Below are 4,752 nucleotides of genomic sequence, written 5' to 3'. Positions count from 1 at the left end.
GCCATAGACTCGATGTGCCATGAGTAGCCTCTTTGACGACCTTCCGCTCCCCGGTTTCGAGGCACCCGCCGCCGGGTCGAAGCAGCCCGCCGCGCCCGTCGACCCGATCGACGAGGAGCCCCCGCCGTACGAGGACGACGCCCCGTACGACGCGTACGAGGAGGCGATCCCGGACGGGCTGTTCCGGACCGACCACGCCGCCGAGACGGAGCGGGACGCCTGGTACCGCAACGGCGCCGCGCGCACCGTGGTGGACCCGGCGCAGCTGCTGGAGGGGATGAACGACCCGCAGCGCGAGGCGGTGCTGCACGCGGGCTCCCCGCTGCTGATCGTGGCCGGCGCCGGATCGGGCAAGACCCGGGTGCTGACCCACCGGATCGCCTACCTGCTGGGCGCCCGCGGGGTGCAGCCGGGGGAGATCCTGGCGATCACCTTCACCAACAAGGCCGCCGGCGAGATGCGCGAGCGCGTCGAGGCGCTGGTCGGCCCGCGCGCCCGGGCGATGTGGGTCTCCACCTTCCACAGCGCCTGCGTGCGCATCCTGCGCCGCGAGTCCAAGCAGCTGGGCTTCACCTCCAGCTTCTCGATCTACGACTCGGCCGACTCGCAGCGGCTGATGTCGCTGGTCTGCCGCGACCTCGACCTGGACCCGAAGCAGTTCCCGCCGAAGTCCTTCACGGCGAAGGTCAGCAACCTCAAGAACGAGCTGATCGACGAGGAGACCTTCGCCGACCGGGCCGCCAACCCGATGGAGAAGAAGCTCGCCGAGGCGTACGCGCTCTACCAGCGGCGGCTGCGCGAGGCCAACGCGCTGGACTTCGACGACATCATCATGACGACGGTGAACCTGCTCCAGGCCTTCCCCGACGTCGCCGAGCACTACCGGCGCCGGTTCCGGCACATCCTGGTCGACGAGTACCAGGACACCAACCACGCCCAGTACACCCTGGTGCGCGAGCTGACCGGCGGCTCGGCGGCCGACGCCCCCAAGCGCACCGTGGACGGCGACCCGGTGAACCCGGCGGCCGGCCGGCTCGCCGAGGTGCCGCCCGCCGAGCTGTGCGTGGTCGGTGACGCGGACCAGTCGATCTACGCCTTCCGCGGCGCGACGATCCGCAACATCCTCCAGTTCGAGGAGGACTACCCGAACGCGACCACGATCCTGCTGGAGCAGAACTACCGCTCCACCCAGACCATCCTGAGCGCCGCCAACGCCGTCATCGAGCGCAACGCCAACCGCCGCGCGAAGAAGCTCTGGACGGCCGGCGAGCACGGCGAGAAGGTGGTCGGCTACGTCGCGGACGACGAGCACGGCGAGGCCCAGTTCATCGCCGACGAGATCGACCGGCTCACCGACAAGGGCGAGGCCAGGCCCGGCGACGTCGCGATCTTCTACCGGACCAACGCCCAGTCCCGCGTCTTCGAGGAGGTGTTCATCCGGGTCGGCCTGCCGTACAAGGTGGTCGGCGGGGTGCGCTTCTACGAGCGCAAGGAGGTCCGGGACGTCCTGGCGTACCTGCGGGTGCTCTCCAACCCGGAGGACACCGTGCCGTTGCGCCGGATCCTCAACGTGCCCAAGCGCGGCATCGGCGAGCGCGCCGAGGCGATGATCGACGCGCTGGCCGCGCGGGAGCGGATCTCCTTCGCCCAGGCGCTGGTGCGGGTCGACGAGGCGTACGGGATGGCCGCGCGCTCGGCCAACGCCGTCAAGAAGTTCAACACCCTGCTGGCCGGGCTGCGGCAGGTCGTCGAGTCGGGCGCCGGCCCGGCGGCGGTCCTGGAGGCCGTCCTGGAGGAGACCGGCTACCTCGCCGAGCTCCAGGCCTCCACCGATCCGCAGGACGAGACCCGGGTCGAGAACCTCCAGGAGCTGGCCTCCGTCGCCCTGGAGTACGAGCAGGACCCGGGCGAGCGGCCGGACGCCGGGGAGGAGGGCGCGCCGCCGGTCGGCTCGCTGGCCGACTTCCTGGAGCGGGTCGCGCTGGTCGCCGACTCCGACCAGATCCCGGACGCCGACGAGGAGGACGGGCAGGGCGTCATGACGATGATGACCCTGCACACCGCCAAGGGCCTGGAGTTCCCGGTGGTCTTCCTGACCGGCATGGAGGACGGGATCTTCCCGCACATGCGGGCGCTCAACCAGGTCAAGGAGCTGGAGGAGGAGCGCCGGCTCGCGTACGTCGGGCTCACCCGGGCCCGCGAGCGGCTCTACCTGACCCGCTCGGTGCTGCGCAGCGCCTGGGGGCAGCCGGCCTACAACCCGGCCTCGCGGTTCCTGGAGGAGATCCCGGAGACGCTGGTGGAGTGGAAGCGCACCGGGGCGGCGCAGGCGCCGGTCCAGCGCGGCTACTCCTCGGGCTCGTCCTGGGGCAAGTCCTCGTCCGGGGGCGGGAGTTCGCGTTCCTCCTCGTCGACGGCGGCGTCGCCGAAGGCGGGCTGGGGCCAGTCGGCGCGGCGCGCCGGCAAGGTCGTGGAGCGCGAGGCCGTCTCGCTCGCGGTCGGCGACCGGGTCACCCACGACACCTTCGGGCTGGGCACGGTGGTGGGGGTCACGGGCTTCGGTGACCGGGCGCAGGCCACCGTCGACTTCGGCACGGAGGGGCGCAAGCAGCTGCTGCTGCGCTACGCCCCGGTGGAGAAGCTCTGACCGGCCGGGCGGCGCCCAGGCCCTAGCGCGGGTCCAGGCCGTTGGCGAGGAACCAGGGCAGCGGGTCGACCGGCCCGCTGCCCCCCGGCGGCCGGATCTCGAAGTGCAGGTGAGGGCCGGTGCTGTTGCCGCTGCTGCCGACGAAGGCGATCAGGTCGCCCTGCTTCACCGGGCCCTTGCGGACCTTGTACGCCCGCAGGTGGCAGTACCAGGCCTCGGTGCCGTCCGGCATCTTGATGATCGTCATGTAGCCGTAGAACGGGTTCCACTGGGTGCGGAGGGTGCCGTCGGTCACGGCGTAGACCTCGGAGCCGCCGTCCACCGGGAAGTCGATGCCGGTGTGCCGGTTGGCCCAGTGGGTGCCGGCCGCGCCGAACTGCTCGCCCAGGCCGTGCTGGGCGACCGGCATGACCACCTTGGGCTTGGCCGGCTCGGGCGTCGGCTCGGCGGTGGGCTGCGAGGTGGGCTGCGCGGCGGGGGCCTCGGTGGGCTGGGCGGCGGCCAGCGGCCGGCGGGCGTCGCCGCGCGAGGCCTGGGCCTGGCCGCCGGCCGCGACCGCCTGGGCCGCGGCCTGGGCGGCCACGCCGTCCGGGGCGTCGTCCGCCGCGGCCTGCGGCGGCACCGTCCGCCCGGCGGCCTGGGCGCGCTGCTGGTCGACGTCCCCCTGCACCGTGATCGCGGCCGCCGCGGCCACTCCGAGCGCGGCCATCGACGGCAGCGCGACCCGCAGCAGTGCCGTCCGGGTGGCCGCCTTGGCGGCGCCGCGGCGCTCGGCGCGGGACTGCTCGCGGGCGGCGAGGCGCAGCTCCGCGCGGGTCGGACGGGCGGCTGCTTCGGGAGCCATCGGGGGCTGCCTCCTCGGTGGGCCTCGGACGTCGTCGGGCGGGGGAAAACAGCCGTGACTGTAACTCCAAGGCCGACGCCCCGGAAAACCCTCCGGATGTCAAGGGGTCGGCCGGGCGGTCTGTGCGGAGGTTGCGGGCAGGAGGGGCGTACCCGCCGGCAGCAAGGGCCGGAGCTGTGACTTTGCCCTCCTCTTGGGAGGCGGCACGGTCAACCGCGCCCGGTGGCGCTAACCTCCCCTCAGGTTGGTTATTGACCGTTAACAGCGCCGGCGGCCCACCGGGTCCGGTCGGATGGTGGACGACGAGGTCCAGCAGGAGGCAGTGATGAGTGTGTCGGGGCCGATCCGTGTGGTGGTCGCCAAGCCGGGGCTCGACGGTCACGACCGTGGTGCCAAGGTCATCGCGCGCGCCCTGCGCGACGCCGGTATGGAGGTCATCTACACCGGACTGCACCAGACGCCCGAACAGGTCGTCGACACCGCGATCCAGGAGGACGCGGACGGCATCGGGCTGTCGATCCTCTCCGGTGCCCACATGACGCTGTGCGCCCGGGTGCTGGAACTGCTGAAGGAGCGCGACGCGGCGGACATCAAGGTCTTCTGCGGGGGGATCATCCCGGACGACGACATCACCGAGCTCAAGGCGATGGGCGTCGCGGACATCTTCACCCCGGGCACGCCCACCCGGGACGTGGTCGCCTGGGTCGAGTCGAACCTGCGGGCCGGCTGAGCCACGGTACAGGGCCGGGCCACGGTACAGAGCTGATCCACGGCGCGCCGAGCGGGCCGGTCCGGACGTCGGACCGGCCCGCTCCGCCGTGCTCGGCCCGCTCGGCCGTGTTCAGCCCGCCAGCTCCGCGAGCATCGCCGCCCGGAAGCGCAGGGTGCCGGCCAGCCGGGCGAAGGTCTCGGACCAGGCGGAGTCCGGGGCGGCCCCGGCCGCCAGCCCTTCCACCGCGTCCGCCGATTCCGGGGCGAGCGCGCGCTCCGTCATCCCGAGCACCCCGCTGTGGCTCCACGGGTACGCCCCGGAGCCGGCCGCCCGGGCCAGGGCGGTCACCACGGCGGTGGACAGCGGCGGCGTCCACGGGGTGGCGCAGGCGCCGAGCAGCTGGAAGGCCTCGCCCAGCCCGTGCACCTCGATGAACGCGGCCGTCCAGGCGGCCCGTTCCGCGGGCGGGAGGACGGCCAGCAGCTTGGCCGGAGCGCCGGTGGCGCGCGGCGTGCGCGCCCGCCCGCCGCGCGCCGGCGGGACCGGGGC

The 4,752-nt window shown here is 73.3% G+C and carries 3 protein-coding genes and 1 pseudogene; 2 read left to right on the top strand and 2 right to left on the bottom strand.

Annotation, left to right across the window (positions count from 1 at the left end):
* Nucleotides 1-19: 19 nt before the first annotated feature.
* A complete protein-coding gene (gene pcrA, locus ACFRMQ_RS38300) occupies nt 20-2,647 on the top strand; it encodes a DNA helicase PcrA (RefSeq protein ID WP_380735499.1) in 2,628 nt (875 codons plus the stop codon).
* Nucleotides 2,648-2,669: 22 nt separating this feature from the next.
* On the opposite strand, the gene ACFRMQ_RS38295 is transcribed toward pcrA, so the two are convergent.
* The gene (locus ACFRMQ_RS38295; RefSeq protein WP_380735498.1) at nt 2,670-3,491 is read right to left on the bottom strand and encodes a peptidoglycan DD-metalloendopeptidase family protein; all 822 of its coding nucleotides are present in this window, start codon (nt 3,489-3,491) and stop codon (nt 2,670-2,672) included.
* A gap of 325 nt (nt 3,492-3,816) precedes the next feature.
* Here ACFRMQ_RS38295 and ACFRMQ_RS38290 point away from each other — a divergent pair, with 325 nt between their 5' ends.
* A complete protein-coding gene (locus ACFRMQ_RS38290) occupies nt 3,817-4,221 on the top strand; it encodes a cobalamin B12-binding domain-containing protein (protein WP_380735497.1) in 405 nt (134 codons plus the stop codon).
* Nucleotides 4,222-4,332: 111 nt separating this feature from the next.
* On the opposite strand, the pseudogene ACFRMQ_RS38285 reads toward ACFRMQ_RS38290, so the two are convergent.
* A pseudogene (locus ACFRMQ_RS38285) lies at nt 4,333-4,752 on the bottom strand (hypothetical protein); the annotation flags it as partial.

The organism is Kitasatospora sp. NPDC056783 (assembly GCF_042789895.1).
GTDB lineage: Bacteria > Actinomycetota > Actinomycetes > Streptomycetales > Streptomycetaceae > Kitasatospora.
The sequence above is the reverse complement of the archived record's forward strand: the minus strand, read 5'-3'. Positions and strand labels throughout refer to the sequence as shown.

What these genes read in the sequence shown, in the direction of transcription:
- pcrA (WP_380735499.1), top strand. Translation starts at nt 20, where the DNA reads ATGAGTAGCCTCTTTGACGACCTTCCGCTCCCCGGTTTCGAGGCACCC.
- ACFRMQ_RS38295 (WP_380735498.1), bottom strand. Translation starts at nt 3,491, where the DNA reads ATGGCTCCCGAAGCAGCCGCCCGTCCGACCCGCGCGGAGCTGCGCCTC.
- ACFRMQ_RS38290 (WP_380735497.1), top strand. Translation starts at nt 3,817, where the DNA reads ATGAGTGTGTCGGGGCCGATCCGTGTGGTGGTCGCCAAGCCGGGGCTC.